A 2,885-nucleotide genomic window follows, 5' to 3' on the forward strand; every position below is an offset into this window, starting at 1 on the left:
CCGGGCAATAGCGACACGATACGACAAGCTGAAGCGAAATTATGAAAGTATGGTAGCCATAGCGTGTGGATATCTGTGGCTACCTATGTGAAATGTCAACAGACCCTAATAAATTTAGATAATTTTGACAATTAAGCTATCTATTATTTCGGGAATTGATCTGCTTTAGATAATCTCTTGATTATTTGTCTAACTTAGGAAGTTAATATTAGGTTATAAATTAAGGGGAAAAAGCTATGTATAAAATAACTTTGGCATTAATGAGAACAATAATGCTGGGTAGTACATACGTATTTACCAGCATAGTGTTTGCTCAGAATATCATAGATGATGGGAGCCCTGCTGGTAGTACTAATACACCCGGCATGACTAGTGATGTACCTAGTATTCCTGATACCACTGATACTTTTAGTCCTCCTATTAGTCCTGGCACGCCTCTTGACCAGGAGCCTCCTAACCAGGATATCATTGGCAGCCCTTTTAATCCTGGCACTCCTGGTCATCCTTTGACCCCTGTTTCTCCTCGGAGCCCTGCAACTCCTAGTACCCTTGATAGTTCTGGTACACATGGAACCAAGCGTTAATAATGACCAGATTGCTTGTTATAAGTGGCAGTCAGGCGCTAAAAAACGTCAAAGATCGAAGTCACCTAGACTATATAATGTAGCGCACCATATAGAAGGCTATTTAATACTATTTTAGTTTGTCTTTCAGGAAATGCGTTTTAAGAACAATTACGTTATTTATCGTTAAAACAACAGGTTTCTTGTTTAGCTCTTCTCGACACTTTCCTGCACTTTGCTAAATAGAGCCATTCTATCTGCTTCTAATTTAGAAGCGTATCAACCCAACCTATCTAAACCTATTTTAGATTGCCAGAATGCGCCACAAGCTATTACCCTGTCTTAAGTGATAATAATATCACCATAAACACAGAATAATAGCTTGTAGCTTGATTCTTAACGTTAGAAGATGATCATTCTCCTTTCCTTGGCTTGAACACGCTGCACCGCTTCAGAATATCTGGTAACCGGCCTGTACTTCACACCATGATTAGTGATTTTGTATTGCTGGCAATGCCCACCAAAGAGAAACAGGCAATCACGACACATTGTCCCGCATCTGGTGATGAATAGTCCTTATCCGTTAAGGAGTAACTGGCTTCAAACTCACCTTTTGCATGTTTTAAGAAGTACTCAAGCGCTCGTGGATCATTGCGGAATTTATCAATCGCCAGGTAATGAATTTCTTCTGTTTCGCCAATTTGAAATAGCCAGCTACGGATATTTTCAATATCACTATCAATATCATCTTTCGAACCTATTAAGGTTGCTATCGCTACAGTTGCTATTTTTGTTACTGTTTCCGTATTTTCTGATTGCTGAGTCTTGAGGATAGCAGGCAGTCTCAGTCAAATCAGGCGTGCTGTGCCAACGCACACATATTTTGTATCTGCCTATAACGCCGGGATTTAGATTCATCAGGTGAAAGAAAATTCCTCTGATTCTTCCTCTCACGCAACCGTGTGGGATGTAACAGGTAGGGTTGAATGACGGGAGCTGTTGGAACGATTAGAAGGTTGTACCACAGGCCGCTGGAAATTGCCGGGCAATTGTTATTTTTTTGCATACTCTCTCATTTTTTTACACATTTTTTTTATAGCTAATTAAGGTTTCTGCCTATTTTAATTATCATCAAAAGAACATATATTTTTTCTAACTTAATTTATCTATTAAATCAGGTAGTTAGCTCAACCTGGGCTGTTAAACCTAAATTAAGTTTGATTTTGCGTGTGATTTAACGAAGACAAAGGCGTTAGTTTTAACGCTTAAGTAATTGCTGGTAAAAATAGCAAGTCCATGTTTTTTAATTTACTTAATATCCAAGGAGAAGATCCAATGAAAGCTAAATCATTAAAAATGTTTGTCGCTGCTTTTATATCATTGTTCGCCTTTACCGCAACGATGCCTGCCTTTGCTCAGACCACTGGTGGTGGGGGGAAACCACAACAAGCACTGGTCATCGCGGGAAGCAATGAGTGTGGAATTACAGCCAACAATTCACCTGGTGGGCTGGGAGTAACAGTAACACAGGTTACCCCAGGGAAGCCGTGTGGTGACGCTGGAATCGAAGTAGGTGATATAATCATTGCTGTCAATAATCATGCAATAAGTACGCTGAGGCAATTGAATGACGCACTGCTCAGTGCGCATGGAGACGTTCCTTTTATTGTTCAAGATGTCAGCACAGGAGATATCTTTCAGATCGTTGTGACACTCCCGTAACGACAATATCTGGTTTTCGGTCAGGCATATACTCTTCCCATGAATTCCAACGATCCTCTTGCAGTGATGACGAGTCTATGTGGAGGAGTATCAATAAAGAACTTACTGTCACAGCCTTAGTATTCGGTTTGAAGTGGTCCCCAAAAACTGTACAGGTTGTTAAGCTCTGCCATAATTAAAAAGGAGCTTAATGACGATGAGTAAAAAGCGCATACACTATTCGAGCGAATTCAAAGCAAAACTAGCGCTGGCAGCGATACGCGGTGATGAAACTGTCCCCTAATTAGCAGCGCGTTATCATATCCATCCCACGCAGATCAATAGCTGGAAACGGCAATTCATTGAGCAAGCTGCCGAGCTATTTTCTAAAAATAATACTGGCGCCAATAAGGAGCAACCTACAACAGATGACCTGCACCGGGTTATTGGTCAATTGACGGTAGAACGCGATTTTTTAGTGAGAAAGCTTAATCATTAAGTCTTGTAGAACGCAAAGAGATGATTGAGCCCCATGGGAGTCTTAGTCAGGTTCGTCAATGCCAGTTGTTGAATCTGGCACGTTCGACCTATTACTCTCAACCGCAACCAATCAGTAATACT

3 protein-coding genes and 1 pseudogene are annotated in these 2,885 nt (G+C 40.7%); 3 read left to right on the forward strand and 1 reads right to left on the reverse strand.

What is annotated here, in order from left to right; all coding sequences use genetic code 11:
* Together BM283_RS18470 and BM283_RS17545 are read left to right on the forward strand one after the other, a co-directional pair.
* Positions 1–91: pseudogene (locus BM283_RS18470) on the forward strand (IS5/IS1182 family transposase); the annotation flags it as partial.
* Positions 92–236: 145 nt separating this feature from the next.
* Entirely contained in the window at positions 237–584 is a 348-nt protein-coding gene (locus tag BM283_RS17545) for a hypothetical protein (RefSeq protein WP_139225344.1), read from the forward strand.
* Between the two features lie 832 nt (positions 585–1,416).
* On the opposite strand, the gene BM283_RS18475 is transcribed toward BM283_RS17545, so the two are convergent.
* Positions 1,417–1,629, reverse strand: a complete 213-nt coding sequence (locus tag BM283_RS18475) for a hypothetical protein (RefSeq protein ID WP_139225345.1) — start codon at positions 1,627–1,629, stop codon at positions 1,417–1,419.
* Between the two features lie 269 nt (positions 1,630–1,898).
* Between BM283_RS18475 and BM283_RS17550 the strand changes: the two genes are divergently transcribed.
* Positions 1,899–2,285, forward strand: a complete 387-nt coding sequence (locus BM283_RS17550) for a PDZ domain-containing protein (protein WP_175492226.1) — start codon at positions 1,899–1,901, stop codon at positions 2,283–2,285.
* Positions 2,286–2,885: the final 600 nt, after the last annotated feature.

Source organism: Nitrosomonas sp. Nm34 (assembly GCF_900113925.1).
Classification (GTDB): Bacteria; Pseudomonadota; Gammaproteobacteria; order Burkholderiales; family Nitrosomonadaceae; genus Nitrosomonas.